This is a genomic window from Streptomyces sp. NPDC101152, assembly GCF_044768275.1.
In the GTDB taxonomy this organism is placed as follows: domain Bacteria; phylum Actinomycetota; class Actinomycetes; order Streptomycetales; family Streptomycetaceae; genus Streptomyces.
Window position 1 is genome coordinate 219,336 of sequence record NZ_JBIWPO010000004.1, and the last position, 24,606, is coordinate 243,941.

The following is a 24,606-nucleotide window of genomic DNA, read 5'->3' on the forward strand; positions in this document are numbered from 1 at the left end:
CGGGCCGCCCGTCAAGTCCCCTCGATCAGCGCACGCGCGGGTCCCTCAGCCGTCGGCCCGTCCGAACAGCGGTGCCAGCAGCAACTGCGCCGCGCCTTCGGCCACCTCGCCGAAGGCGGCCCGCACCAGAACCGCTTCGGCGCCCGAGCGCCGGGCCCGCTCGTCGAGGACGGCGGCGACGCCCCGTACGAAGGTCTCGGGGGCGGTGGCGACGGTACGGCCGCCCAGCAGCACGAGGTCCACGTCGAGCAGCGCGACCAGGTTCCCGGCACCGGTGCCCAGGACGCGGGCCGCCTCGGCCAGGTCTCCGCGGGCCACGGCGGCCAGGCACAGCGCCTCGACGCACCCCCGGTCGCCGCAGTCGCACGGGGGCCCGTCGAGCTGGATCACCTGGTGCCCGAACTCGCCGGCGCCGGTGCGGGCACCGCGGTGGACGGTGCCGCCGATCACCAGCCCGGCGCCGAGGCCCGTACCGAGGTGCAGATAGGCGAAGGAGCCGCGCTCCCCGGCGACCGCGAGTCCCAGCGCGGCGGCGTTGGTGTCCTTGTCGACGACGACCGGCATCCCGAGCCGCTCGGCCAGCGCGTCCCGCAGGGGGAACCCGTCCCACTCGGGGAACCCGGTGAGACGGTGCAGGACACCGCGGGTGTGGTCGAGGGGGCCGGGCAGGGCGACGCCCACGCCGAGCAGGGAAGGGCTGACGGGCCGGGACCCATGGCCCGTGATCCCCTCCACCTCCCGGGCGACCGTCCGCACCACGGCCTCGGCGCCCGCCCCGAGGTCCAGAGGGGCGCGCCGCTCCCCCACCACGTCCCCGGTCAGGTCGACGAGCACCACCCGCAGTCCGTCCCGGTCCAGGTGCACGCCCACCGCGTGGGCCGCCCCGGGCACCAGCCGTAGGACCGTGCGTGGTTTGCCGCCCGTCGACGCCCGCCGCCCCGCCTCCGTCGCGAGCCCGTCACCCCGCAGCCGGGCGGTGATCTTGCTGACGGCCTGCGGGGTCAGCCCCGTGCGCTCGGCGAGCTCGAGCCGGCTGATGCCGTCCGGGCCGGCGGTCCGCAGCAGGTCCAGGACGAGCGCGGTGTTGTGCGTGCGCAGGGCCGGCAGGTTCACCCCGGCGGCTGCTCCCGGCCGCCCTGCCCTCGCCGTTACCGCTGTCACCTCTGCCACCGCAACCGTCCGCTCCACGGTCCCATTCTCCCCCGCGCTTGCACTTTGGCAACAGCGTTGCGAAAGTGGGACCATGACTGGCACACCCCTCGGCGCCCCCTCCGCCACCACCCCGCTCCGCGTCGGCCTGGTCGGCTACGGCCTCGCGGGCTCCGTCTTCCACGCCCCCCTGATCGCCGCCACCGAGGGCCTCGCTCTCGACACGGTGGTCACCTCGAACCCCGAGCGGCAGGCCCAGGCCCGCGCCGAGCACCCGGGCGCGCGGATCGCGACGAGCCCCGACGAGCTGTTCGAGCGGTCCGCCGAGCTGGACCTGATCGTCGTCGCGTCGCCGAACCGGACGCACGTGCCGCTGGCCACCACCGCCCTCGAGGCCGGTCTCCCGGTCGTCGTCGACAAGCCGGTCGCCGGCACCGCGGCCGAGGCCCGCGAACTCGCCGCCCTCGCCGACGAGCGCGGCCTCCTCCTGTCCGTCTTCCAGAACCGCCGCTGGGACAACGACTTCCTGACCCTCCGACGCCTCCTCGCCGAGGGCGAGTTGGGTGACGTGTGGCGCTTCGAGTCCCGTTTCGAGCGGTGGCGGCCGCAGCCGAAGGGCGGCTGGCGCGAGTCCGGCGACCCGGCAGAGATCGGAGGTCTCCTGTACGACCTCGGCAGCCACGTCGTCGACCAGGCCCTGACCCTGTTCGGCCCCGTCACCGGCGTCTACGCCGAGTCGGACGTCCGCCGCCCCGGCGCCGAGGCCGACGACGACACCTTCATCGCCCTCACCCACGCGAACGGCGTCCGCTCCCACCTCCACGTCTCCGCGACCGCCGCCCAACTGGGCCCGCGCTTCCGGGTGCTGGGCTCGAAGGCCGGGTACGTGAAGTACGGCCTCGACCCCCAGGAGGCGGCCCTGCGCGAGGGCGAGCGGCCGGGCGAGGACTGGGGACGCGAGCCCGAGTCGGGGTGGGGCCGGATCGGCTCCGGGGAGTCCCCGGCGACCGGCGGCGGCGCTCCCGTACCGACCCTGCCCGGCGACTATCCCGCGTACTATGCGGCCGTGACCAGGGCCCTCAGGGACGGCGGTGCCAATCCGGTGACCGCTCTGGAGGCGGCCGCCGCCCTCGACGTGCTCGAGGCGGCCCGCCGTTCGGCCCGCGACGGAGTGGTGGTGAAGCTGTGACGCACAACACCGAGCTGACCCCGAAGTTCCACCCGGAGATCACTCCGCCGCTGGAGGAACTGGAGGCCCAGGAACGGCGCCTGGTCTTCAGCCGTTTCACCCACGAGGACGCCTGGGCCCTCGGCTCCCTGCTCGTCGAACTCGCCCGGGAGCGCCAGGCGCCGGTCGCCATCGACATCCACCGCGCCGGCCAGCAGCTCTTCCATGCCGCCCTGCCCGGCTCCACCCCCGACAACGACGCCTGGATCACCCGCAAGCGCCGGGTCGTCGAACGTTACGGCTCCGCCTCCTACCTGGTCGGCGCCCGTTTCCGCGCGAAGGGCACCACCTTCGAGGACTCCTCCCGCCTCGACCCCGACGAGTACGCGGCCCACGGCGGCTCCTTCCCGATCACCGTCGAGGGCGTCGGCGTGATCGGCTCGGTGACGGTGAGCGGTCTGCCACAGCTCCAGGACCACCGGATGGTGGTCGAGGCACTGGAGGAGTTCTTGAAGCGGGACTGAGACGGGGCAGGGGTTGGACGGCGGCTAGGCGTCCTTGAACTCCTGACGCTGCCGCCCCAGCCCCGAGATCTCCAGCTCGACCACGTCCCCGGCCCGCAGGTACGGCTTCGGCTCGGGATGCCCCATCGCGACTCCGGCCGGCGTGCCGGTGTTGATGACGTCTCCGGGGTACAGGGTCATGAACTGGCTGACGTAGCGCACCACTTCGCCCACCGGGAAGATCTGCTCGGCGGTGGTCCCGTCCTGCTTGAGCTCGCCGTTGACCCAGAGCTTCAGCGACAGGTCCTGCGGGTCGGGCACCTCGTCCGCAGTCACCAGCCACGGCCCGAGCGGGTTGAACGTCTCGCAGTTCTTGCCCTTGTCCCAGGTCCCGCCCCGCTCGATCTGGAACTCCCGCTCGGACACGTCGTGCGCCACCGCGTACCCGGCGACATGCGCGAGCCCGTCCTCCGCCGACTCCAGATACCGGGCCGTACGCCCGATGACCACCGCCAGCTCCACCTCCCAGTCGGTCTTCACCGACGCGCGGGGAACCAGCACCGTGTCGTTCGGTCCGACCACGGTGTCCGCGGCCTTGAAGAAGACGACGGGCTCGGCGGGCGGCTCGGCCCCGGTCTCGCGTGCGTGGTCGTGGTAGTTCAGCCCGATGCACACGATCTTGCCGATCCGCGCGAGCGGCGGCCCGATCCGCAGTCCGGTCGCGTCCAGTCGGGGCAGCTCACCGGAGTCGGCGGCCGCCCGGATCCGGTCGAGCGCCGTCTCGTCGGCGAGCAGCGCGCCGTCGATGTCACCGACGACACCCGACAGATCCCGCAGGCTTCCGTCGTCCCCCAGCAGCGCGGGCTTCTCCACTCCGGCCGTCCCGACACGCATCAGCTTCATGGTCACAGTCTCCCTCGATCGCAGGCGTCCGACCGACGGGTGCAGCCATCGGAGGACTGGTCGATCCTCCAAGCTCCACGTCCGGTAGGCAAGACCCGGTTCAGGTACTGGACCGTAGCCTCACCGGTACAACACGACTCGCTCCACGGCACTCCATGTCGTGCTGGTCACCACGTAGAGCGCGGCGGCCAGCGGCACCACCGCCACGGTGACGAGCGTGAAGAAGGACAGGAACGGCATGGCCTTGGTGACGGCCCCGAGCCCCGGCACCTGCTCCCCGTCGCCGGCCGGCAGAGGGCTGCTCGTGGCCATCGTCCGCAAGGTGCGACGGTAGGTGAACGTGGCGACGACGGCGACGACCACGAACAGTCCGAGGTACACCAGCCCGGCGCCCCCGACCACTCCGCCCGCGCTCAACGCGTCCGCCCACCGCCCGCCGAGCGGCGCCGCGAACAGCCGGTGGGCGAGCAGCCCGTTGCTCCCGCCGCCGATCGTGGGGCTGGAGAAGAGGTGGTACAGCAGGAAGAACGCGGGCAGTTGCAGCAGCCCCGGCAGACATCCGGACAGCGGCGACACCTTCTCCCGCGCGTGCAGCTCCAGCACCGCCGCCCGCAGCCTCTCGGGATCCTTGGCGTGCTTCACGCGCAGCTCGGCGATCCTCGGCCGCAGGGCGGTCCGGGCCCGCTGCCCGCGCGCCGCCGCCCGGGACAGGGGGTGCACGAGCAGGCGTACCAGAGCGGTGAACAGGACGATCGCGGCGGCTGCGGCGGTGGCACCGAACAGCGGATGGAGCAGGTCGGCGAGTTGGCCGACCAGGTCGGCGAAGACGGTGAAGACGGACATGGGTGAACCCTCCGAGGGTCATGCCTGGGTGAGGTGACGTCGGCATGACGACCGCGCGGGGTCACCTGGGCGGTGTCCCTACGCGGCGGTCGTCGGAAGGTGTCGTCCGGGGGCTCGGGGCCGGGGGCGTCCCCGGGCGTCGGGATCGCGTTGCGGCAGGAAGGCCGTACGCCGGGCACGGTCGCGGATCGCCGTACGCACCCGGGTCGGCGGCACCGCGGGCGCGCACCGCGCGGCGAGGAGCGCACAGGCGGCGAGGGCGGCGCCGGCCGCGGCGGTGGCGGCGAGCGCGACGGTGGCGGTAATCGTGCCCGTGTCGAGCAGCGCGAGGTGGAGGAGCAGCAGCAGGAGTACGGCAGCGGGGCGCGCGGACACGCGGCTGCGGACCATGACCCGCTTCCCCCTCCTCCTGGACTCGCTGTAGGAACGTCCGGAACCGCTACGCCGGTTCCGCACACCGCGCAATATTTTCAGCCCCTGGCCCGCACCGACACCAGCAACCCCCACACCACCATCCGGTACCGGGACGTGAATTCCGGAGTACAGGTCGTGAGCGTGACGTAGTAGCCGGGCCGGCTGTACCCGTACGCCGGCCTGTCGATCGACCGCGGGATCGGCCGTATCACCCCCGAGTCGCGTGCCGAGGTCTGCGGGAGGGTCTGGTCGACGGCGTACGTGTAGGTCGCGGCGCTCGTCTCCACCTCCACCAGGTCCTTCATGCGCAGCCGGTTGAGGTAGCGGAACGGCTCACCGTGGGTGTTGCGGTGCCCGGCGAGCGCGAAGTTGCCTTCCTGCCCCGGCTGCGCGGTGCCGCGGTAGTGGCCGACGTACCCCCTATTGAGCACGTCCTGCTTGCTGACGCCCTCGGCGACGGGGACGCGCAGCCCGAGGCGGGGGATGATCAGCACGGCGTAGGCCTGAGACCAGGAGGGGCGCACCTGCCCCGCGTCGGCGGCCCGCTGGGACGTACGGCCGCCGGTGCCCGCGTCGCCGTACGGCTGCGCGGACCCGGCCGGGACGGACGTAACGGAACCCCCACCGCCCGCACCGCCTCCGCCCGTGCGCCACTCCCGCTCCAGCGCCTCCACCTTCCGCTCGGCCCCGCGCCTGGCCTCCCGGTTGGTCCACCACAGTTGGTGGACGACGAGGAGCAGCAGGACGACGCCCACGGTGACCAGCACCTCGCCCCCGCTCCACAGCACGCGCCGGCGCCGCGCCGACCGTCGCCGGGTGCTGTGCTGCACGACGGGAACGCGCATCCGTACGCCTCCTTGACGGGGCCGGCACCGGGCCGCCCGCACCATAGGCGACCGTCCTCCAAGTCACCAGCCACACGCCGCGTTCGGCACTTCGTACATCGGTTTTAGAAAGGGATGACGGAACCCTCGACAACCTCACCCGTCACACCCGATGCTTCCTCGTGGCACGAACGGGACAGGCCACAGCGCCGGGCCCGGCCGCCGGTTCAGGGACCGCCGGCCTGCCCGCGAGCGAAGCGGAGTAGCAGCCATGATCCGACGCAGAACCCTGCTGGCCGCGGCCGGCGGCACCCTCCTCGGCAGCGCCCTCGCGACCGGCACCGCACGCGCGGACGCCACGATCGCCGTCAATCCCGGCACCTCCTACGGCACGTGGGAGGGCTGGGGCACCTCCCTCGCCTGGTGGGCCAATGTATTCGGCGCCCGGGACGACTTCGCCGACATCTTCTTCACCACCAAGTCGACGACGTACAACGGCACTTCACTCCCCGGCCTCGGCCTGAACATCGCCCGCTACAACCTAGGCGCCTGCAGCTGGAACACCGTGAGCGGCTCGAGCATGGTCGCCTCCGCCAACATCCCCGCCTTCAAGCAGATCGAGGGCTACTGGCAGGACTGGAACAACGAGGACCCCACGTCCTCCGCCTGGAAGTGGACCGCGGACGCCACCCAGCGCGCGATGCTGACCAAGGCGGTGGCCCGCGGCGCGACCACTGAACTGTTCGCCAACTCCCCCATGTGGTGGATGTGCCTGAACCACAACCCCTCCGGCGCCTCCGACGGCGGCAACAACCTCCAGTCCTGGAACTACCGCCAGCACGCCTCCCACCTCGCCGCCGTCGCCCTCTACGCCAAGAACAACTGGGGCGTGAACTTCGCGACCGTCGAGGCCTTCAACGAGCCCAGCTCCAACTGGTGGACGGCGACCGGCACGCAGGAGGGCTGCCACATGGACTCGACCGTCCAGGCCGCCGTACTGCCCTACGTACGCAGCGAGTTGGACAAGCGGGGCCTCACCGGCACGAAGATCTCCGCCTCCGACGAGACGAACTACGACCTCGCCCGCACCACCTGGGGCTCCTTCAGCTCGACCACGAAGGGGTACGTGAACCGGGTCAACGTCCACGGCTACCAGGGCTCCGGCGGCCGCCGCGACCTCCTCTACACGGACGTGGTCACCACGTCCGGCAAGGCCCTGTGGAACTCCGAGACCGGCGACAACGACGGCACCGGCTACACTCTCGCCTTCAACCTGCTCTACGACTTCTGCTGGCTGCACCCCACCGCCTGGGTGTACTGGCAGGTCATGGACCCGTCCACCAACTGGGCGATGATCGCGTACGACGCGAGCACCCTGCAGGCGGGCGCGGTGCAGACGAAGTACTACACGATGGCCCAGTTCAGCCGCCACATCCGCCCCGGCATGAAGATCCTCGACACGGGCGTGAGCAACGCGGTGGCGGCCTACGACGCGAGCGCCAGGCGCCTGGTGATCGTGGCGCTCAACACCTCGACCTCCGCCCAGACGTTCACCTTCAACCTCTCCAACTTCACCACGGTGAGCGGCGGTTCGGGCGGCCTGGTCCCCCGCTGGAACACGGTGACGACGGGCGGTGACCTCTACCGGTCGTACTCCGACACGTACCTGAACGGGAAGAGCGTGTCGGTGTCACTCGCGGGCAAGGCGGTGCAGACCTTGCAGATAGACGGGGTAGTCATCTGACCCCCTCCTCCCCTGCCCCCTCTCCCGGCCCCGGTCTCGCGGCACTCGCGCTCGGCGGTTTCGGCATCGGTCTGACCGAGTTCGTGATCGCCGGGCTGCTGCCCCAGGTCGGCCGCGACCTCCACGTGTCCGAGGCGGCGGCCGGCCAGCTCATCTCGGGCTACGCCCTGGCGGTGGCGGTCGGCGCGATCGCGCTCACCGCCGCCACAGCCCGCCTGCACCGCAAGACGGTCCTCATAGGCCTGCTGGCCCTCTTCCTCACCGGCAACCTGATCTCCGCCATCGCCCCCACCTACCCGGTCATGCTCCTGGGCCGGGTGGTGGCCGCCCTCTGCCACGGCACGTTCTTCGGCATCGGCTCCCTGGTGGCCCGCCGCATGGTCCCACCCGAGCGGGCCTCCCGCGCGGTCGCAGTCATGTTCGCGGGCCTGACCGTGGCCAACGTCCTGGGCGTCCCCTTCGGCGCCCTGATCGGCGAACGCTGGGGCTGGCGCGCGACGTTCTGGACGATCACGGCCATCGGCCTGCTGGCCCTGACCGCCACAGCCGCCCTGGTCCCGGCCTCAGCGGGCACGGTGCCACCCACCCGCCCCAGCCTCCGCGCCGACCTGCGCGCCTTCCGCTCGCCGCAGGTCTGGCTGACCCTCACCGCCACCGCCCTCGGCTACGGCGGCATGTTCGGCGCGTTCAGCTACCTCACCTACACCCTCACCGAGGTCACCGGTTTCGCCGACTCCGACATCCCCTGGCTGCTCGTCGTCTACGGCACCGGCCTGGTCGTCGGCAACCTGGCCGGCGGCCGCGGCGCCGACCGCAACCGCGACCTCACCCTCGTCGTCAGCCTGACCGGCCTGACCGCCACCCTCACGCTCCTCGGCCTCCTGGCCGACAGCAAGCCCGCCGCCGTACCCCTGGTCCTCCTCCTCGGCGTCTTCGGCTTCGCCCCCGTCCCCGGCCTGATCACCCGCGTCACCGACCAGGCGGGCGGCGTCCCCCTCGCCGCGAGCGCGAACGTCTCCGCCTCCAACGTCGGCAACGCCCTCGGCGCCTGGCTCGGCGGCCTTGCCATCAGCGCGGGCCTCGGTTACCACGCCCCGCTCTACGTCGGCGCCGCGATCGTCCTGACGGCGGTGGCGGTGATGACCTACGCCACCCGCACGACGCGCCCCACCCCGGCCTCTCCCACTCCCTCCCCACCGGCCGACCTGCACACATCTCACCGCCTCCCTCCGCCTGAGTAGGCCATCGGCAGTACGGTGTCGTCCATGCGCCCCGACACGCCTGCCGAGAACGTCGACCACACCGCCGAAGCGGCACGCCTGGAGCGAACCGCCGGCCTGTATCCCGAGGACGCCGAAGCCCTGCTCCTGCAGGCCGCCGCCCATCTGGAACTCGCCGGCGACCGCCCCGCCGCGACCGCGCTCTACGACCGCCTGCTCTCCTCCGCGGACGGCCTGGAGAACCCCTATCTGGTACGCGCCCTGAAGGCCTCCAACCTCTGGGAGTACGACCACGAGGCCGAGGCCCGCGCCATCATCACCGGCGTCCGCGCGGCGGCCCCCCGCGACCCGGCCCCCTGGGTGATCGTCGCGGAGGCCCTGGAGGCCCACGACGAGTTGGAGGCGGCTCAGGAGACGTTCACCGAGGGCGCCCGCCTGCTCCTGACGGACGTGCCGGAACCCCCCTACTCGACCCACCCGCTGCTCTTCGGCCGCCATCGCGTCCGCCGCATGCTGGGCCTGCCCCACGACACCTGGGACCAGCTGGCCGACACCCTCCACTCCTCCCCCGTCTCCCTGGACGAACTCCACGACCCGAAACGCGTCTGGTCCCTCGGCTCGGACAACCCCGTGGAACTCGCCGCCGAGATCTCCCGCCTCCGGGCGGAACTGGGCACCTACCGCGAGGCCCTCTCCCGCCCGTTCCCGGTGGCGGTCCTGCACTGGCCGAAGGCCGAACTGGCGGAACTCCTGGACGCGTACCCGACCCTGTCCGCCGAGTACCCGTCCCACGAGGACCACCTGGCGACCATAGAGTCCTCCCTCCGAGAACTGGCCGCCTCCGGCACCCCGAACCTCGGCATCGTCACCGGCACGGTCCCTTCCTACGAGGCCTTCGCCGCCTCGGAGGCAACGTCCCCGGCAGACGCGGAACTCCTCCCCCAGTACGCGACGACGCTGGCCGCCAGGGGCCGCGCGGTGGAGTGGCCGCCACAGCGGGGAACGGCATGCTGGTGCGACTCGGGGCAGCCGTATGAGGGGTGCCACGGAGCATGAACCACATCCCAACGTCCCCGCTCACTCACCGCTCCCGTCACTCGCGGTAGACGGGCGGGGCGTTGGTATATCTGTGCCCGGTCGGCGCGGTCCACTCGGCGACACCGCTGTGCGCATCCCTCCGGACCCTCCACCCGGGATGATGCGTCTTGAGCCGATGGTGCCGTCGACACAACGGCTGCAGATTCTCCGGCACCGTCTGCCCGCCCTGCTCCGGATGCTCATGATCGAAGGGCCGAACATGGTCCAGATCGCAACGGTGCGCAGGCACCCGGCAGCTGGGAAAGGCGCAGTACTGATCCCGGGCGATGACATGCCGGGCAGTCTCGGCGGTGGGCCGGTAACTGGTCGGATCGGTCTTGACGAGCAACCCGGTCTCAGGCTCGGTGATCAACCGCCGCCACACCGTGCCCGGAGCAAAAGCGAGCTCCCGCACCTGCGACCCGGCGATCGGCCCGTACCCCTTCAACTCCCCGGGCCCGCCGTCGGCCCCCACCAACACATCGAGGGGAACGGTCACCTGAACCACGACGCCGGAACGCCCACCCCCTGAACCACCGAGCGAACCAGGCTGATTCACCACCAGGTCGAACAACGCATCGGCCCGCTTCTGATCGATGGACCGCCCGTCGTCCGCATAGCTCCCGGCACGCCGATCCACGGCCTGCTCCATCAGCGCGGTCTGCTGCGCAGGCAGAACGGCCCCGAACAACGCCATCCCGTCCTCCTGCGGATAGTGCTGCACCCTCCGCTCCCGAGCCCTGCGCCGATGCCGCAGCTCGGCCCCTTCGGGATCGGCCCGCACAACCGCCCGCCGCAGAGCGGCCCGAGTCTGCCCGACAGCCATCCCCGGCATCTTGCCCACTATGACGGCCTCGACCCGCCCGGCCACATCGTCGTCGACGACCTCCAACTGCTCGGCGAGAACGCGCGCCTGCATGTAGGTGATCTCTCCACCACCCAACAGCCCGAGAGTCTGCCCATGCCGCCCGACAAGAAGAGAAGCAACCTTCAACCGCTGTGCAGCGGTCTGATGGGCAAGCCCCAAGGCACAAGCGACCTCTTCGACAGCCCCGTCCCACGAGACGGCGAAGACAACACTCAGACTCCCCCCGGCCTCCAACACCTTCCCCTCCGCAACCTCGGCCTGCGCTGCAATGGCAGCCAACACCTCAACCTGCTTGGCCTGCACCCAGGCCAGATGCCGCTCCAGCGCCACCAACGCATCGATCCGCCCCCGAGCCGACAACTCCCCGACCTCAATCCCATCGAGGAGCGCAGCACTCTCGGCGGACGGCACCACCTCCCTCAGGGAGGCGACCCAGTCATCCGAGGGCCCGCAGAGCAGGAGATCTCCGAGTGCCACAGCACCTGCATCCGCCTCAACCTCAGCCACGACACCCCCCCTCCCTGTACCTCATCAGGCAACTCCGTGCCCCGATCGGCACGGCCCCACATACCCCATTTTCCGTCACACACAGTGATATAGCCAGGTCAAACCCCACACTCGAATGAGTGAACCTCCACGAAGCGGATGGTCGCCCGCCCTCACCGCAAACCACGTACGCACCGCCAGCCGCCGAGCCACCCGGCGTGCCCCCACCCAGCGACCGCGCCCAAACCCCGTCCGGCCACCCGGCGCCCCCACGTCTCCCCACCTGGCCCCCGCTTTCCCGGGCCGCCCGCTCGCTTCTCCCCCGTGATTCCGCGGCCTGGGTCAATGGTCGGCCGCAGGCCGATCGCCGAAGGCGACGCGACCTCAGGGAGCGCCCTTGAGGCAGGCCGCGGAATCACGACACTGGTCAAGAAGTGGGTGGCCACACGGCAAGGGTTCAACGAGCGCTTCCTGCATGCCCCACGTCGTCCCTCCTCCCGTCGGATAACGATCACTTTTCAGCGCTTGGCCTCCGAATGTCAGTGACGGCTGTTAGAACAGATCCACGGCGACACCCGGGAACGAAGGAGCGACCGTGGCGGAATCGGGGGACCTCAAGGCTGGTGTCCACGAGCGACTTGTCACTCGGGAGTTGCACGAGCAGATACAGGGACTCGAGGCCGCGGGTTGGAAAGCCGTCGACGCCGAGGTCAGTCCCGAGTCCACTCCTCATGTGCTGGCTCGGCATATCGGCGAAGCCGTGGGGCGGCGGTTGGCTCAACTGCCCCACGAAAAGCGGGTCGCCCTCGCCAATCAGATCATGGAGTCGATCGCTTCGAGCACACCCGATGCGGACGACGAGACGACCGTCATCGCCGACGGGCCCCGCCAGTTGCTCGCCCTAGCAGAGCGGGAAGCCCCTGGCGTGTACGCGATCCGCCCCCTGACCCCCCTCTCCGAAACCGCGCTGATCACGAACGCCCCGGACGACCCCAACCTGGGATCTGAGCTGCGCGCCGAGCTGGCCACTGCCGACCACATCGACCTACTGTGCGCGTTCGTGAAATGGCACGGCATAAGAGTGCTTGAGGACTCACTCCGTGCAGCCAGGAAGCGGGACGTCCCCATCCGGGTCATCACGACGACATACATCGGAGCCACTGACAGACACGCCTTGGATCGCCTGGTCCGAGAGTTCGGCGCCCAGGTCAAGGTCAACTATGAGATCCGGTCAACGCGTCTGCACGCAAAGGCTTGGCTGTTCCGCCGCAAGACCGGCTTCAACACGGCCTACGTGGGCAGTTCCAACCTGTCCAAGGCCGCCCTCCTCGACGGTTTGGAATGGAACGTACGGCTGTCGTCAATCGCCACGCCTCGGGTGCTCGACAAGTTCGAGGCGACGTTCGACGCGTATTGGGACGACCCAGCCTTCGAGTCGTACGACCCCGATGAGGACGGCGATCGCCTTGCCGAAGCTCTGGCCCGGGCAGGGGGCAAGGGGTCGGACGAGGAACTCAGGATCAACCTCTCTGGTCTCGAAGTGCAGCCCTTCCCCCATCAGCGAGACATGCTGGAACGTCTCCGCGTCGAGCGCGAGATCCGCGGGCACCACGAGAACCTCCTGGTCGCCGCCACCGGCACAGGTAAGACCGTCATGGCCGCCTTGGACTACCGCACCATGCGCAACCGGCGCGGTGGAGAGCTTCCTAGGCTGCTCTTCGTCGCTCACCGCAAGGAGATCCTGAGACAGTCCCTGCGCACCTACCAAGAGGTACTGGCCGACGCGTCGTTCGGCGAGCTGCTCCACAACGGCCAAGAGCCCCGGGACTGGACCCATGTCTTCGCCAGCGTCCAATCCCTCAGCCTCCAGCGGCTGGAGCAACTCGATCCAAGCCACTTCGATGTCATCGTCATCGACGAGTTCCACCACGCCACGGCGAGCACGTACCGCCGCGTGATCCAGCACTTCAAGCCGGCCGAAGTGCTCGGCCTCACCGCGACTCCGGAGAGGATGGACGGGCTCAATGTGCAGGACGAGTTCTTCAACGGTCGGATCGCCGCCGAAATGCGGCTGTGGGAAGCACTGGAAGCCGACCTGCTGTGCCCCTTCCACTACTTCGGAATCCCCGACGGCACTGACCTGACCCGGCTGAAGTGGCAATCAGGCAATTACGACCGCGACGAGCTCAGCAACGTCTACACGGCTGACGACGGACATGCCCTCATCGTCCTCAAGCAAGTAAAGGACAAGATCTCCAACCCCGCTGCCATGCGGGCCCTGGGCTTCTGCGTGACCAAGAAGCACGCCCACTTCATGGCGAGGCAATTCAACAAAATGGGCCTCCGGGCCGCGGCTCTCGACAGCGACTCGTCGTCTGCCGAGCGGGACCGTACGCTGGATGACCTGAAGAACGGCAGAGTCCAAGTCATCTTCTCCGTCGACCTGTTCAATGAGGGCCTGGACATCCCCGATGTCGACACCCTCCTTCTCCTTCGCCCCACCAACAGTGCGACCGTCTTCCTCCAGCAGTTGGGGCGTGGCCTTCGCCGTACCCCGAACAAGCCGGTCCTGACGGTGCTGGACTTCATCGGCCAGCACCGGGCGGAGTTCCGCTTCGAGGAACAGTTCCGGGCACTGACGAACCTGTCCCGCAACCGCCTGGTCGACAGCATCGAACGCGACTTCCCCCAGCTGCCCTCCGGCTGTCAGATCATCCTGGAGGGAAAGTCCAAGGACCTCGTCCTCAACAACATCCGAAGCCAACTGAACGCCACCATCAACACCTTGGCGAAAGAAGTCCGGGACTACAGCACGCCCAGGCTGGACGCGTACCTACGCGAAAGCCGACGGGATATCAAGGAGCTCTACAAAGGCGACAACTCCTGGACCAAGGTCCTCCGCAAGGCCGGGGTCATCAAGGAGGCCCCGATGCCCAGCGAGGAGGACCTCCTCAAACGCGTCCACGCCTTCCTCCACGTGGACGATCGGGACCGGGCCGACACGTACCTCCGCCTCCTCGCGGACGAGGCCCCCGACTACGACTCCCTCTCCCCCACTGAGCAGGCGTACGCCCGCATGCTCTTCTTCAACCTGTGGGACAGGGCGGGCGGCTTTTCCAGCTACCGCGAGGGGCTCGAGTCCCTCCGCGTCCAGCACCGGGTCCGCGATGAACTGCGCCAGGTCCTGACCTATGTTCTCGACCGCACCGACCACTTCCCCCTCTCCCTGGATGGGCCGCTCGGCCACCTCCCCCTGAAGATCCATAGCGCGTACAACCGCTCCGAGCTCCTCTCGGCGCTCGGGGTGGCACGGTTGGGCGGCCAGATGCCGGGTGTGTTCGCACAGGGGGTGACCTGGGTCCAGGAGATCAAGACCGACGCGTTGCTGATTACCCTGGAAAAGAACGAACGCGACTTCTCCCCCAACGTCCGCTACAAGGACTACGCGATCAGCCCCACCCGCTTCCATTGGGAGTCGCAGAGCACCACACCCGAGACCTCCAAAACCGGCCTGCGCTACCAACACCACGCCGAGCAGGGCAGCCACGTCCTCCTGTTCCTCCGCCGCTACAAGTCCAACGCCATCGGTAAGTCCGAGCCCTGGATGTTCCTGGGCCCGGCGAGCTACGCGAAGCACGCGGGTAGCAAGCCGATGGCGATCACGTGGGATCTTCAGCACGAGCTTCCGGCTGACGTGTGGACCTATTCAGCCATTGCCGCAAGCTAATCAACAGCCATCGTCAACGAATGATCCAGGAGGTCGCGTAGTTCCGAAAGGGGGTCCCTAACGGCGATCCACCGAGGCGTTGAGTTTCAGCGGCCGTCGGCTCAGAGGTGATCACCGCGCCAAGTCTGCGACCTCGGCTTCAAAGTGCGCCTGAGCCCGGTCCAAGGCTTCGTCCGCGTCGAGCCGTGCACTCGAAGCCAGTGAAGGAGGTCAGCAATGATGTCGATCACCGCTCCCTCAGTCACAGCCGCACGAAGCATGCTCGCCCCCATTGCCGGGGGCAGACGCCCCTCGCAGTAGAGATCAAGCACCTGCTCTGCTCGTGAGACCTGCGGATCTCCACAATGCCCGGTAGCGGTACTCAGTCCCGTCGCAAGCTCGCACCAGGTCACCTTGGCGTCGGCGAGGAGCCGGACACCCCAGCGTTCGGTCACGGCGCTGATCAGGGTCAGGCCGCGTCCTGATTCAGCCTCCGTGCACGCTTCGACCAAGGTCGGTAGCGCACGGCTATCGGGATCACGAAGTTCCAGGCGGAGGCGAGTGCCGTGCATGGAGACGCTGAGAGTGACAGGAACTCCCGGCCCGACGTGGTTGATCACGTTGGAGACGAGTTCGCTGACACGCAGTTGAGCTGCGTCGATTGCGGCATGAAGTCCCCATCCTCCGAGGCGGCGACGCAGGGCTCGCCGTACGCCTGCCACTTGCTCTGGCTCAGCGAAGAAGGGGAGGTCCCACCGCTTCCTTGGCATGCATGTCGTGCAGTCCATGGCCCAAGTCCTCTTCTCCCAGGGTAGGTTGCGGCACGCGATTGGCCACTCACTGAGAGTTGCATTGGAACTCTCAAAATGGAACTCTCACCTTGACCAAGCTGGGGTGCGTACGAACACTGCGCGCCCCCGGCGTGCGCTGTCTTGCTGTCGCATGCGCACGACCAGGACGATCGAAGCGATCGGCACGGAGGGCTAAACACATGGCAGTCGGACCTACTACCCGAAGGCGCCAGTTGGGTGCTGATCTCCGCCGTCTCCGAGAGCTCAGGGGGCTGACCCTTGAGGAAGCAGGAGCACGCGTGGGCATTTCGAAGGCGACGCTCAGCCGCTACGAGACGAAGGAGGGCACGGTCAAGTGGCCGGCCGTGGATGCCCTCTGCCGTGAGTACGACGCCTCAGACGAGGAGCGCCTCGCTCTCGTGGAACTCGCGAAAGGCGCGAGGATCCAGGGCTGGTGGCGCTCACTCGCCGACCCGGTTCCTGAATCCATGAACCTGATGCTCACCATTGAGGACGAGGTGGTGCGTGAAGATCACTACGCGTGCATGTACATCCCCGGCCTCCTCCAAACGCGCGGGTACGCCGAAGCCGTTCACCGGGCCTCGGAGATCCAGTGCCCTGAGGGGGAGGTCCAGCACATGGTCGACATCCGTATGAAGCGGCAAGAGTTGCTTGATCGAGATGAGCCACCTCATGTCTGGTGCGTCATCGACGAGGCGGCACTCCGACGCAGAGTGGGCGGTCCCGACGTCATGCGGGAACAGCTCCGTCAGGTGCTTGCCTTGTCTCAACGACCCCACGTGACTGTCCAAGTGCTTCCGTTCTCAACGGGAGCTCACGCTGCGGCAGTTGGTAGCTTCGCTGTTCTCCGAGGTCCAACACCGGAGCTGGACGTGGTCTACGTGGATCTGATTGGTGGAGGGCTGTTCATGGAGAAGCAGCAAGAACTGCAGCGCTATAGGTTGGCGTTCGAATACCTCAGCGCGCAGGCCCTCGATCTCGAATCGTCGGCCGAGATCATCGCCCGTATAAGCAAGGAGTTCTAATGGCGGCGCCCTCGACGCACCAGTGGTTCAAGTCCTCGTACAGCGGTGGCAGCGGAACCGAGTGCGTGGAGTGCGCGCTTGTCGATGACGGCATCCTCGTACGCGATTCAAAGGGCGAGGCAGGCCCCTTGATCGCTCTGGGCGACGCCGCATGGCGCGCCTTCTTGCGCGATGTCCTTGACCGAGGACATGAGACTCACTGACCAGAGGTTCATACGGCACCACTCACCCGGCTATAGGACACTCCCCATAGGACACCGGCCAGCAAGGAGCACACGATCGTGAGCGCACAACACGCAGAGACACCCGGGGCTGCGGCGCTGCCGTTGAAGACCATCGGCGACCTTCGAGCCGCCCTTCGGTCGGGGCACGGCTTCCCGGGTGACAGGGAGTCCTTTGAGGCAGATCTTCAGCGTGCGCTGGAGGCCTCCTCTGAGACGGACCTCAACGCTGTCGCCTCGGTGATCGTCGACTACCGGGGCAGGATCCGCCTCTACCAGGACCCCGACTTCGACATCGCTGTCCAGGAGGGCATCGATCTCGCGGCACGCTTGAAGCAGGAGGCACAGGGCCGGTGAGCAGTGTGATCGCGGCCGTGACGGTTCGGGCGGCCGATCGGGCGAAGGCTCTCGGAGCCGAGCAGGCGCTGGAGGCGCTACGGCGGGAACTGGAGCAGGTGCCCAGGCTCGGAGTCCTGCTCCGGCCGCCCGGCCAGGACGGCACCGAAGTCCGCAAAACGAGGATCGAACCTCGGGGCCGAGTGCCCGGGCTGGCAGTGGCGTACGTCTATACGCCCGCGCCCCCGCCCCCGACCGTAGCCATCGTGGCGGTGACCCCGGACGATGGTGTTCCCGCTGAGTGACCCGGCTAGGCCGGTTGTGTCCGCACCACACGATGCCGAACTTCAGGGGCAGGCAGGGCGAGGACGGACGGTGACCCGGCGGGTCGGTCCGGGGCCGCCGACCAGGACCTCTGTCACCCCAACGACACCCCCACAGCCTCCACCAGCAACCGCGCCCGCGGATCATCCGCCCCCTCGACGATGTTGTTCATCACGTAGCCGAAGCCGATGCCGTGCTCCGGGTCCGCGAAGGCGAGGGAGCCGCCTCGGCCGGGGTGGCCGAAGGAGTTCGGGCCGGTCAGGGGCATGAGGGCGGTGGGGAGCATGTAGCCGGAGCCGAATCTGCTGGGCAGCATGATCACTTGGTCCGGGCCGTTGGACTGTTCCTTGGTCGCCGCGGCGACGGTGTCAGGGGTGAGCAGCCGTATGCCGTCGACCTCTCCGATCAGGGCGGCGTACATGCGCGCGAGGCCGTGTGCGGTGCCGATGCCGTTGGAGGCGGGGATCTCGGCGGCCTGGACCTCGGGGGAGTTGAAGTCGATGTCGGCGGGGTCGGTGAGCTGGAAGGCCCGGTTGCTCAGGGAGTTGGGGTCGCTCATGGCGGCGACCAGGTCGCGGAGGTCCTCGGGGATCGACTCCAGGGGGACCTTGCTGAGATCGACGTCCGGCTGTTGGTAGGTCATGCGGCTGACGCGATCGCGTTCGGTCGGCGGGAGGCCGATGAAGAAGTCCAGTCCCAGGGGGGCGGCGATCTCGTCGGCGAAGAAGCGGCCCGGTGTGCGACCGGAGACGCGGCGGATGACCTCTCCGACCAGCCAGCCGAAGGTCCGGCCGTGGTAGCCGTGCGCGGTGCCGGGTGTCCACAGGGGACGTTGGGCGGCCAGTGCGGCCACCATGGGGTGCCAGGCCAACGCGTCGGCCAGCGGCACCGGTTGGTCCAGTGCGACGAGGCCGGCCTGGTGGGACAGCAGCCAGCGCACCGGGATGTCGGCCTTGCCGTTCGCGGCGAACTCCGGCCAGTACTCGGCAACCGGCGCGTCCAGGTCCAGTGCGCCGCGCTGGGCCAGCAGGTGCGCCGCGGTGGCCGTCGCTCCCTTGGTCGCCGAGTAGACCAGTTGCAACGTGTCCCGCGTCCAGGGCCGGCCGGTGTCGGGGTCGGCCTGTCCTCCCCACAGGTCCACCACGGGCCGACCGTCCCGGTAGACACACAGTGCCGCCCCGATGTCCCCGTGCTGCGCGAAGTTCGCCGCGAACGCCTCGCGTACCGGCTCGAACCCGGGCGCAACGTCACCGTTGATCGTCGTCATGCCGTCCATCCTGGCATTGCGGACCCGGCCGCGAACGGCGAACTGCCGTTCGGCTGAGACGGCGGCGGCGCCACGTCCTGCTCCCAACGCAACGGGGATAACGCCCGCCGTGGCACACCCTGTCCCCCACCCCGGCCATTACCCGCCGGGTAATCGCCCCCGCCACCCCCACCTGCCACGATCGTCCGCATACGGAGCCCACCACCTGCCACCCCGGAGGGAAACCATGACCGCCTACGCCATAGCCCACCTGCGCGAGGCCACCCCTCACCTGGAGATCGCCGAGTACATGGAGCGCATCGGCGGCACCTTGGAGCCGTACGGGGGTCGGTTCCTGGTGCACGGGGCGGGGCACGAAGTGAAGGAGGGGAGGTGGCCCGGGCATGTCGTGGTCATCGGGTTCCCCGGGATCGACGAGGCTCGCGGCTGGTGGGACTCGGCGGCGTACCAGGAGATCGCGCCGCTGCGGTCCCGGCACATCGAGGGGGACATCATCCTGGTGCCGGGCGTGCCCGAGGGCTACGACGCCGCTGTGACCGCGAAGGGCTTCCGCGAGGCAATGGCGGCGGGGTAGCGGAACGCCGCAGCCGGCTGCCGTTGAGGATCGGCGCCGCGTACTCCGCTCGCGCGCCGGACGGGCAGGCGGCCCGCCCACGCCCCCCCCTGCCCCCGCCCGCCAGGGCCTCACCCCGTCGGCATGCCGATCTGTTCGCGTTCCAGCGTGGCGCGGAGGTCCGCGAAGACCTGGGCGACTGCGGGGGTGAGGGAGGCTCCGAGGTTCGCCGCGACCAACTGGTCCAGGCCCTCGGTGAAGGTGCGCTCCGCCGCGTCGGCCAGTGTCAGGCCGTCGTCGGTCAATGCGAGCAGCGACGACCGGCGGTCGGAGGGGTTCGGCTGCCGGACGACCCAGCCCTGCTTCTCCAGGCGGTCGACGCCTTTGCTGGTCGCGCCGATTCCTACCGCGAACGCGGCGGCGAGATCCGCCACCCGGGCGCCCGGGTGGTCACGGAGGTGCCGCAGGAACTCGAACTGCGACGTGACGATGCCGTGCCGTTCGCGAAGACGGTCGTTGAGGTCGTTGTAGAGCCGCGTCTCGCACCGGACCAGGTCGTAGAAGAAGCCCGCCAGGTCGACCGTCGTCGGCGACCCGTCGCTTGATTTATATGCCACGGCATATAGTGTAGCGGCAGCTAGTTACGGCGTCGACGGGAGCAGTGATGAGCACGGACCAGCGCGCGATGATCGACGCGATGCTGAGGCAGCGGCCCATACCGGAGGGCCCCCGGCCGGTCGAGGAGATCCGGGCCGGGTTCAGGGCGATGATGGCCGGGATGACGGTCCCGGACGGGATCCGTACCACCGGTACGTCACTCGGCCCGCGTCCGGCGCTGCTGGTCGAGCCGGTGGACGGCGGGCGCAGCGGCACGATCCTGTACTTCCACGGCGGCGGCAACGTGTTCGGCTCGCCCGAGACCGCGCTGTCGCTGACCGGCAGCCTCGTGGCCAGGACCGGGTTCAGGGCGCTGTCCCTTGACTACCGGCTGGCCCCGGAGCACCCGTTCCCGGCCGCGATCGAGGACGCCCTGAGCGCCTACCGCGCACTGCTGGACGGCGGTGAGGATCCGTCCACGGTCGCGTTCGCCGGGGACTCGGCCGGCGGCGGACTCACCGTCACCACCTGCCTCGCCGCGCGCGAGGCGGGCCTGCCGATGCCCGCCGCGATCGTGGCGTTCTCGGCGTCCCTCGACGCGACCCGCACGGGGGAGAGCATGGACACGAAGGCGGGCGTCGATCCCTTCTTCACCCGTGAGTCCCTGGCCCACACCGCGGCCATGTACCTGGCGGGGCAGGACCCGCACCAGCCCCTGCTCAGCCCGGCCGTCCTCGCCGATCCGACCGGGTTCCCGCCGATGCTCCTGCAGGCGGGCGCCAACGAGGTGCTCCTGGACGACTCCACGCGGATGGCCGCGCGAGCGAGAGCGGCCGGGGTGGACGTCGTCCTCGACGTCACCGCCGACGTGCCTCACGTGTTCCAGTGCTTCGCCGGGGTCCTCGACGAGGCCGACGCGGCGCTGGACCGCGCGGCGCTCTTCCTCACCCAGCACCTGCGCACGCCGGACGCGACGAGGACGCCGGCGGCCGCGAACCGTCGCTAGGGGGCGTTTTGAAAGTCCAGTGCGGTGCCCGCGGTGTTCGGTGCGTGGCCTCGGCGTGCCGGTCGAAGGTCCTAGATGGGGGTTCCCCCGCTCGAGCGTAGCCGAGAGTGGGGGAGGAGCTACTCGGGCCTTTGGCCGGTGCGGCGAGGGTGCGTGCCGGGCGCCGTGGGTGCTGTGCGGGGCTTTCAAAACACCCCCTAGGACGGTTGCGCGGCCATCCCAGCGGTCAGGCGGCGGGCGTCAGTTCCGCGCGGCCGAACAACAGGGGGTAGCCGGGCGGGAGTTGGCGTAGGACGCGGTCCACGAGGTCGTCGTCGACGAGCTGGGTCAGGGCCGACAGGACGGAGCTGACGTCCCAGCGGGCCGTGGCCGCCGTGGCGCCCTCGATGCGGGCGGCCACCGAGTCGACGAACTCCTGGGCGGTCAGGGGGCGGGTGGCCGGTATCTGGGCGGCGATCACCCGGGCCGCCTCCTCGGGCAGGGCGCGGGCGAGGTCGACGCGCTCGTCGCCGACGACGTGGCCGCCGAGGGCGGACAGGACGATCCGGGTGACCTGTTCGGCCTCCGCGCGAGTCGGGTACTGGCCCAGGTCCCGTACCTTCTCGATCAGTTCTCTCCATCCGGTGTCGATCCGCGGGGTCTTTGTCGTGCTGGGCGCGGTCGTCACGGTCGTCATCTCCGGGCTTCTCCTCCGGTGGACGCGGGGTGGGCGGCTGGTGGGCACGGGGGCGTGCCGCGTCCCGCAGGCGGCCGGCGCGGGCGAGCCTGCGGGACGCTTCTGGTGCACTGGTGAAGCGGTGTCCGCGTGCGGCGTCAGTTGCCGATTTCCTTGCGGCCGTCGCCGCCCGAGATCTGGATGCGGCGCGGCTTGGCCTGTTCGGCCACGGGGATGCGCAGGGTCAGCACACCGGCCTCGTACGAGGCGTCGATGCGGTCCGTGTCGAGGGTGTCGCCGAGGAAGAGCTGCCGGGTGAAGGAACCCGTGGGTCGCTCGGCGACGAGCAGCTCGGCGCCCTCGGGGGCGGGGTTGCGGCGCTCGGCGCGGACGTTCAGGACGTTGCGTTCGACGTCCAGCTCGATCGTTTCGGGGTCGATGCTGGGAAGGTCGAAGTGGACGATGAAGTCGTCCCCGGCCCGGTAGGCGTCCATCGCCATGGCGGCGGGGCGGCCGGTGGGGCCGAAGACCTGCTGCGCGAGTCGGTCGAATTCGCGGAACGGGTCGGTACGCATGAGCATCACGGGTCACTCCTCTCATCAGGTGCTGAGGTGCGATGCCCTACGGCTTCTTATATAGCTCGAAGGAGGAAACTTGACAAGCCTCGACTCAGGAATCGGGGTCGGTTCGGGGCCCGGTCCGGTTCCGCCCAGGTGGGGGCTAGTCTCGGTGGCGGATGACCATGACCTCGGGGCAGATCATCACAGCATGCGTCACAGCACCAGGAGGCAGAAGGATGGCCGGGATTCCCAGCGCGGCGGTCGCCGCGGGCGGGCTGGTCGGTGGGCACGGCGTGGCCCGCTGGACGAAGAAGCGGCAGCTGGGCGGGGCGGTACTGGCCGTCGCCGGTGCCGCGGCCGCGCAGCAGTGGCGGCAGCGGGCGGGCGGGAAGGCGGCCGGGGCACTGATGGCCGCGTATGTCGCCGCCTTCGCGGGGTCGCATCCGCTGGCGAAGCGGGTGGGGGCGTGGCCGGCCGTGTTCGGCGTGGCGGGCGTGGTCGCGGCGGCGTCGTGGGCGGTGGCCGACCGGCGGGGGTGAGGCGGGGACGTAGGTCGCTCGCAGTTGACCCCGGGTCTCAGTGGACGTGCGGGGTGGCGCAACCCGGCGCGACGGGGTGCCCGCCCGCGCCCACCCGTGCCGCGCCAGCGGCACGACTGCCCGCGGGCTACGCGAGACGGGTCGGCGGACACGACTGCCCGCGGGCTGAGCCGGGGACTGCCTGCGGGCTACGCGGGACGGGCCGGTGGGCACGACTGCCTGCGGACTAAATCCCCCCTACGCCGTCGCCGCCTGCGACCCCGGCTCCGGGCCCTGGGGCGAGGTCCGTGACCGCGAGCGGGCGATCGACCCCGCCGCCGCCGTCAGTGGGCGGGCGATGTCCTCCAGGGAGCGGCGTTCGGCTCGTACCGCCAAGGCTGCTGCCACCAGGCCCGCCAGGCACATCAGGGTCGCGCCGATGGAGAACGCCAGGACCGTGTCGCCGACCTTGCCGGTGCCGGTGAGGTCGGCGAACAGCAGCGGGCCGCTGATGCCGCCCGCTGCCGTGCCGAGGGCGTAGAAGAAGGCGATGGACATGGCCCGCGTCTCCATCGGGAAGATCTCGGACACCGTGAGGTAGGCGCTGGAGGCACCGGCCGACGCGAAGAACAGCACCGCGCACCAGCACGCGGTGAGCGTGCCCGCGCTCAGTGAGCCCCGGTCGAAGAGCCAGGCCGTGCCGAAGAGCAGCAGGCCCGACAGCAGATAGGTCGAGGAGATCATGACCCGGCGGCCGACCGTGTCGAAGAGGCGCCCGAGCAGCAGCGGACCGCAGAAGTTGCCGACCGCGATCACGGCGAAGTAGTAGCCGGTGTGGTCGGCGGGCACCCCGAAGAACTTGGTCAGGATCGCGCCGAAGCCGAAGGTGATCGCGTTGTACAGGAACGCCTGCCCGATGAACAGGGAGAACCCGAGGACGGCCCGCCGACGGTACTGCCCGAACACGGTGCGGGCGATCTCCAGGAAGGACACGCTGCGGCGCTGGTGGATCTCCAGCGGTTCACCCTCGGGGTCGGGCAGCCGTGCGCCCTTGTCCGCCTCCACCCGCCGTTCGATGTCGGAGACGATCTCCTCCGCCTCCCGGTCCCGGCCGTGGATCAGCAGCCAGCGCGGGCTCTCCGGGACGTGCCGTCGGACGAGCAGGATGACCAGGGCGAGCACGGCGCCGAGGGCGAACGTCAGGCGCCAGCCGAGGTCCTTGGCCAGCAGGTGGGTGTCGAGGGCGACGATCGACAGCAGGGAGCCGCCCACCGCGCCGAGCCAGAAGCTGCCGTTGATGATCAGGTCCACGCGCCCGCGGTACTTCGCCGGGATCAGCTCGTCGATCGCGGAGTTGATCGCCGCGTACTCACCGCCGATACCGAAGCCGGTCAGGAAGCGGAACAGGAAGAACCACCAGGCCTGCCAGGACACGGCCGTCAGCGCGGTGGCCGCCAGATAGACGGCCAGCGTGATCATGAACAGGTTCTTGCGTCCGAAGCGGTCGGTCAACCGCCCCCAGAACAGCGCCCCGACGCAGGCGCCCGCCACGTACAGCGCGGCCGCGACACCGGTGATCTGTCCCGAGGTGATCGACAGCCCGCTGCCGGGCTCCGCCAGCCGACTGGCGATGTTGCCGACGACCGTGACCTCCAGGCCGTCGAGGATCCACACGGTCCCGAGACCGATGACGATCGTCCAGTGCCAGCGCGACCAGGGCAACCGGTCGAGGCGGGCGGGGATGGTGGTGGTCACGGTACGGCCGGTGCCGGCTTCCGCGGTGGTCATGGGCCCCCTCCTCATCGAGCGTACCCGCACCGGGTATCC

General features: G+C 69.7%; 25 protein-coding genes. 13 read left to right on the forward strand and 12 right to left on the reverse strand.

What is annotated here, in order from left to right:
* Positions 1 to 45: 45 nt before the first annotated feature.
* A complete protein-coding gene (locus ACIRVK_RS07310; RefSeq protein WP_404244440.1) occupies positions 46 to 1,245 on the reverse strand; it encodes an ROK family protein in 1,200 nt (399 codons plus the stop codon).
* Between ACIRVK_RS07310 and ACIRVK_RS07315 the strand changes: the two genes are divergently transcribed.
* Together ACIRVK_RS07315 and ACIRVK_RS07320 are read left to right on the forward strand one after the other, a co-directional pair.
* Entirely contained in the window at positions 1,244 to 2,338 is a 1,095-nt protein-coding gene (locus tag ACIRVK_RS07315; protein ID WP_404244441.1) for a Gfo/Idh/MocA family oxidoreductase, read from the forward strand. The genes ACIRVK_RS07310 and ACIRVK_RS07315 overlap by 2 nt on opposite strands.
* Entirely contained in the window at positions 2,335 to 2,841 is a 507-nt protein-coding gene (locus tag ACIRVK_RS07320; protein WP_404244442.1) for a heme-degrading domain-containing protein, read from the forward strand. Before ACIRVK_RS07315 ends, ACIRVK_RS07320 begins: the two co-directional genes overlap by 4 nt.
* Positions 2,842 to 2,865: 24 nt before the next feature.
* Here ACIRVK_RS07320 and ACIRVK_RS07325 read toward each other — a convergent pair whose 3' ends face one another.
* The 4 genes from ACIRVK_RS07325 to ACIRVK_RS07340 form a co-directional block, all read right to left on the reverse strand.
* On the reverse strand, positions 2,866 to 3,723 hold the full coding sequence (locus tag ACIRVK_RS07325) for a fumarylacetoacetate hydrolase family protein (RefSeq protein ID WP_404244443.1): 858 nt from the start codon (positions 3,721 to 3,723) through the stop codon (positions 2,866 to 2,868).
* Between the two features lie 120 nt (positions 3,724 to 3,843).
* Entirely contained in the window at positions 3,844 to 4,566 is a 723-nt protein-coding gene (locus ACIRVK_RS07330) for a YidC/Oxa1 family membrane protein insertase (RefSeq protein ID WP_404244444.1), read from the reverse strand.
* Between the two features lie 78 nt (positions 4,567 to 4,644).
* Positions 4,645 to 4,956, reverse strand: a complete 312-nt coding sequence (locus ACIRVK_RS07335; protein WP_404244445.1) for a DUF6412 domain-containing protein — start codon at positions 4,954 to 4,956, stop codon at positions 4,645 to 4,647.
* An 80-nt stretch (positions 4,957 to 5,036) separates the two neighbouring features.
* Complete coding sequence (locus ACIRVK_RS07340; protein ID WP_404244446.1) at positions 5,037 to 5,825, reverse strand: class E sortase; 789 nt, start codon at positions 5,823 to 5,825, stop codon at positions 5,037 to 5,039.
* A 250-nt stretch (positions 5,826 to 6,075) separates the two neighbouring features.
* Between ACIRVK_RS07340 and ACIRVK_RS07345 the strand changes: the two genes are divergently transcribed.
* The 3 genes from ACIRVK_RS07345 to ACIRVK_RS07355 are packed head-to-tail and all read left to right on the forward strand — an operon-like array spanning position 6,076 to position 9,824.
* A complete protein-coding gene (locus ACIRVK_RS07345) occupies positions 6,076 to 7,548 on the forward strand; it encodes a beta-1,6-galactanase (RefSeq protein WP_404244447.1) in 1,473 nt (490 codons plus the stop codon).
* Positions 7,545 to 8,789 carry an MFS transporter gene (locus ACIRVK_RS07350; protein ID WP_404244577.1) on the forward strand — a complete coding sequence of 415 codons (1,245 nt, stop codon included), beginning with the start codon at positions 7,545 to 7,547 and terminating at the stop codon, positions 8,787 to 8,789. The genes ACIRVK_RS07345 and ACIRVK_RS07350 overlap by 4 nt, the downstream gene beginning before the upstream one ends.
* Positions 8,790 to 8,813: 24 nt before the next feature.
* On the forward strand, positions 8,814 to 9,824 hold the full coding sequence (locus tag ACIRVK_RS07355) for a hypothetical protein (RefSeq protein WP_404244448.1): 1,011 nt from the start codon (positions 8,814 to 8,816) through the stop codon (positions 9,822 to 9,824).
* 37 nt (positions 9,825 to 9,861) lie between these two features.
* Here ACIRVK_RS07355 and ACIRVK_RS07360 read toward each other — a convergent pair whose 3' ends face one another.
* Positions 9,862 to 11,220, reverse strand: coding sequence for a DUF222 domain-containing protein (locus tag ACIRVK_RS07360; protein ID WP_404244449.1), 1,359 nt, complete (start codon positions 11,218 to 11,220; stop codon positions 9,862 to 9,864).
* 574 nt (positions 11,221 to 11,794) lie between these two features.
* On the opposite strand from ACIRVK_RS07360, the gene ACIRVK_RS07365 reads away from it, so the two are divergent.
* Complete coding sequence (locus ACIRVK_RS07365; protein WP_404244450.1) at positions 11,795 to 14,926, forward strand: DUF3427 domain-containing protein; 3,132 nt, start codon at positions 11,795 to 11,797, stop codon at positions 14,924 to 14,926.
* A 101-nt stretch (positions 14,927 to 15,027) separates the two neighbouring features.
* Here ACIRVK_RS07365 and ACIRVK_RS07370 read toward each other — a convergent pair whose 3' ends face one another.
* On the reverse strand, positions 15,028 to 15,693 hold the full coding sequence (locus ACIRVK_RS07370; protein ID WP_404244451.1) for an ATP-binding protein: 666 nt from the start codon (positions 15,691 to 15,693) through the stop codon (positions 15,028 to 15,030).
* A gap of 203 nt (positions 15,694 to 15,896) precedes the next feature.
* On the opposite strand from ACIRVK_RS07370, the gene ACIRVK_RS07375 reads away from it, so the two are divergent.
* From ACIRVK_RS07375 to ACIRVK_RS07390, 4 genes are all read left to right on the forward strand, one after another.
* Positions 15,897 to 16,742: a helix-turn-helix domain-containing protein gene (locus tag ACIRVK_RS07375; protein ID WP_404244452.1), complete on the forward strand. Its 846-nt coding sequence runs from the start codon at positions 15,897 to 15,899 to the stop codon at positions 16,740 to 16,742.
* A complete protein-coding gene (locus ACIRVK_RS07380; protein WP_404244453.1) occupies positions 16,742 to 16,945 on the forward strand; it encodes a DUF397 domain-containing protein in 204 nt (67 codons plus the stop codon). Before ACIRVK_RS07375 ends, ACIRVK_RS07380 begins: the two co-directional genes overlap by 1 nt.
* A 78-nt stretch (positions 16,946 to 17,023) precedes the next feature.
* Entirely contained in the window at positions 17,024 to 17,320 is a 297-nt protein-coding gene (locus ACIRVK_RS07385) for a DUF6247 family protein (RefSeq protein ID WP_404244454.1), read from the forward strand.
* Positions 17,317 to 17,604 carry a hypothetical protein gene (locus tag ACIRVK_RS07390; RefSeq protein ID WP_404244455.1) on the forward strand — a complete coding sequence of 96 codons (288 nt, stop codon included), beginning with the start codon at positions 17,317 to 17,319 and terminating at the stop codon, positions 17,602 to 17,604. The genes ACIRVK_RS07385 and ACIRVK_RS07390 overlap by 4 nt, the downstream gene beginning before the upstream one ends.
* Positions 17,605 to 17,717: 113 nt before the next feature.
* Here ACIRVK_RS07390 and ACIRVK_RS07395 read toward each other — a convergent pair whose 3' ends face one another.
* Complete coding sequence (locus ACIRVK_RS07395) at positions 17,718 to 18,890, reverse strand: serine hydrolase domain-containing protein (protein WP_404244456.1); 1,173 nt, start codon at positions 18,888 to 18,890, stop codon at positions 17,718 to 17,720.
* A gap of 226 nt (positions 18,891 to 19,116) precedes the next feature.
* On the opposite strand from ACIRVK_RS07395, the gene ACIRVK_RS07400 reads away from it, so the two are divergent.
* A complete protein-coding gene (locus ACIRVK_RS07400) occupies positions 19,117 to 19,464 on the forward strand; it encodes a DUF1330 domain-containing protein (protein WP_404244457.1) in 348 nt (115 codons plus the stop codon).
* A 110-nt stretch (positions 19,465 to 19,574) separates the two neighbouring features.
* Here ACIRVK_RS07400 and ACIRVK_RS07405 read toward each other — a convergent pair whose 3' ends face one another.
* Positions 19,575 to 20,060: a MarR family winged helix-turn-helix transcriptional regulator gene (locus ACIRVK_RS07405; protein ID WP_404244458.1), complete on the reverse strand. Its 486-nt coding sequence runs from the start codon at positions 20,058 to 20,060 to the stop codon at positions 19,575 to 19,577.
* Positions 20,061 to 20,107: 47 nt separating this feature from the next.
* Here ACIRVK_RS07405 and ACIRVK_RS07410 point away from each other — a divergent pair, with 47 nt between their 5' ends.
* Positions 20,108 to 21,046, forward strand: a complete 939-nt coding sequence (locus tag ACIRVK_RS07410) for an alpha/beta hydrolase (RefSeq protein WP_404244459.1) — start codon at positions 20,108 to 20,110, stop codon at positions 21,044 to 21,046.
* Between the two features lie 226 nt (positions 21,047 to 21,272).
* On the opposite strand, the gene ACIRVK_RS07415 is transcribed toward ACIRVK_RS07410, so the two are convergent.
* Positions 21,273 to 21,722: a DUF2267 domain-containing protein gene (locus ACIRVK_RS07415; RefSeq protein WP_404244460.1), complete on the reverse strand. Its 450-nt coding sequence runs from the start codon at positions 21,720 to 21,722 to the stop codon at positions 21,273 to 21,275.
* 137 nt (positions 21,723 to 21,859) lie between these two features.
* On the reverse strand, positions 21,860 to 22,282 hold the full coding sequence (locus ACIRVK_RS07420) for an Hsp20/alpha crystallin family protein (RefSeq protein ID WP_404244578.1): 423 nt from the start codon (positions 22,280 to 22,282) through the stop codon (positions 21,860 to 21,862).
* Positions 22,283 to 22,497: 215 nt separating this feature from the next.
* Between ACIRVK_RS07420 and ACIRVK_RS07425 the strand changes: the two genes are divergently transcribed.
* The gene (locus ACIRVK_RS07425; protein ID WP_404244461.1) at positions 22,498 to 22,800 is read left to right on the forward strand and encodes a hypothetical protein; all 303 of its coding nucleotides are present in this window, start codon (positions 22,498 to 22,500) and stop codon (positions 22,798 to 22,800) included.
* Between the two features lie 237 nt (positions 22,801 to 23,037).
* On the opposite strand, the gene ACIRVK_RS07430 is transcribed toward ACIRVK_RS07425, so the two are convergent.
* A complete protein-coding gene (locus tag ACIRVK_RS07430; RefSeq protein WP_404244462.1) occupies positions 23,038 to 24,567 on the reverse strand; it encodes an MFS transporter in 1,530 nt (509 codons plus the stop codon).
* Positions 24,568 to 24,606 lie beyond the last annotated feature (39 nt).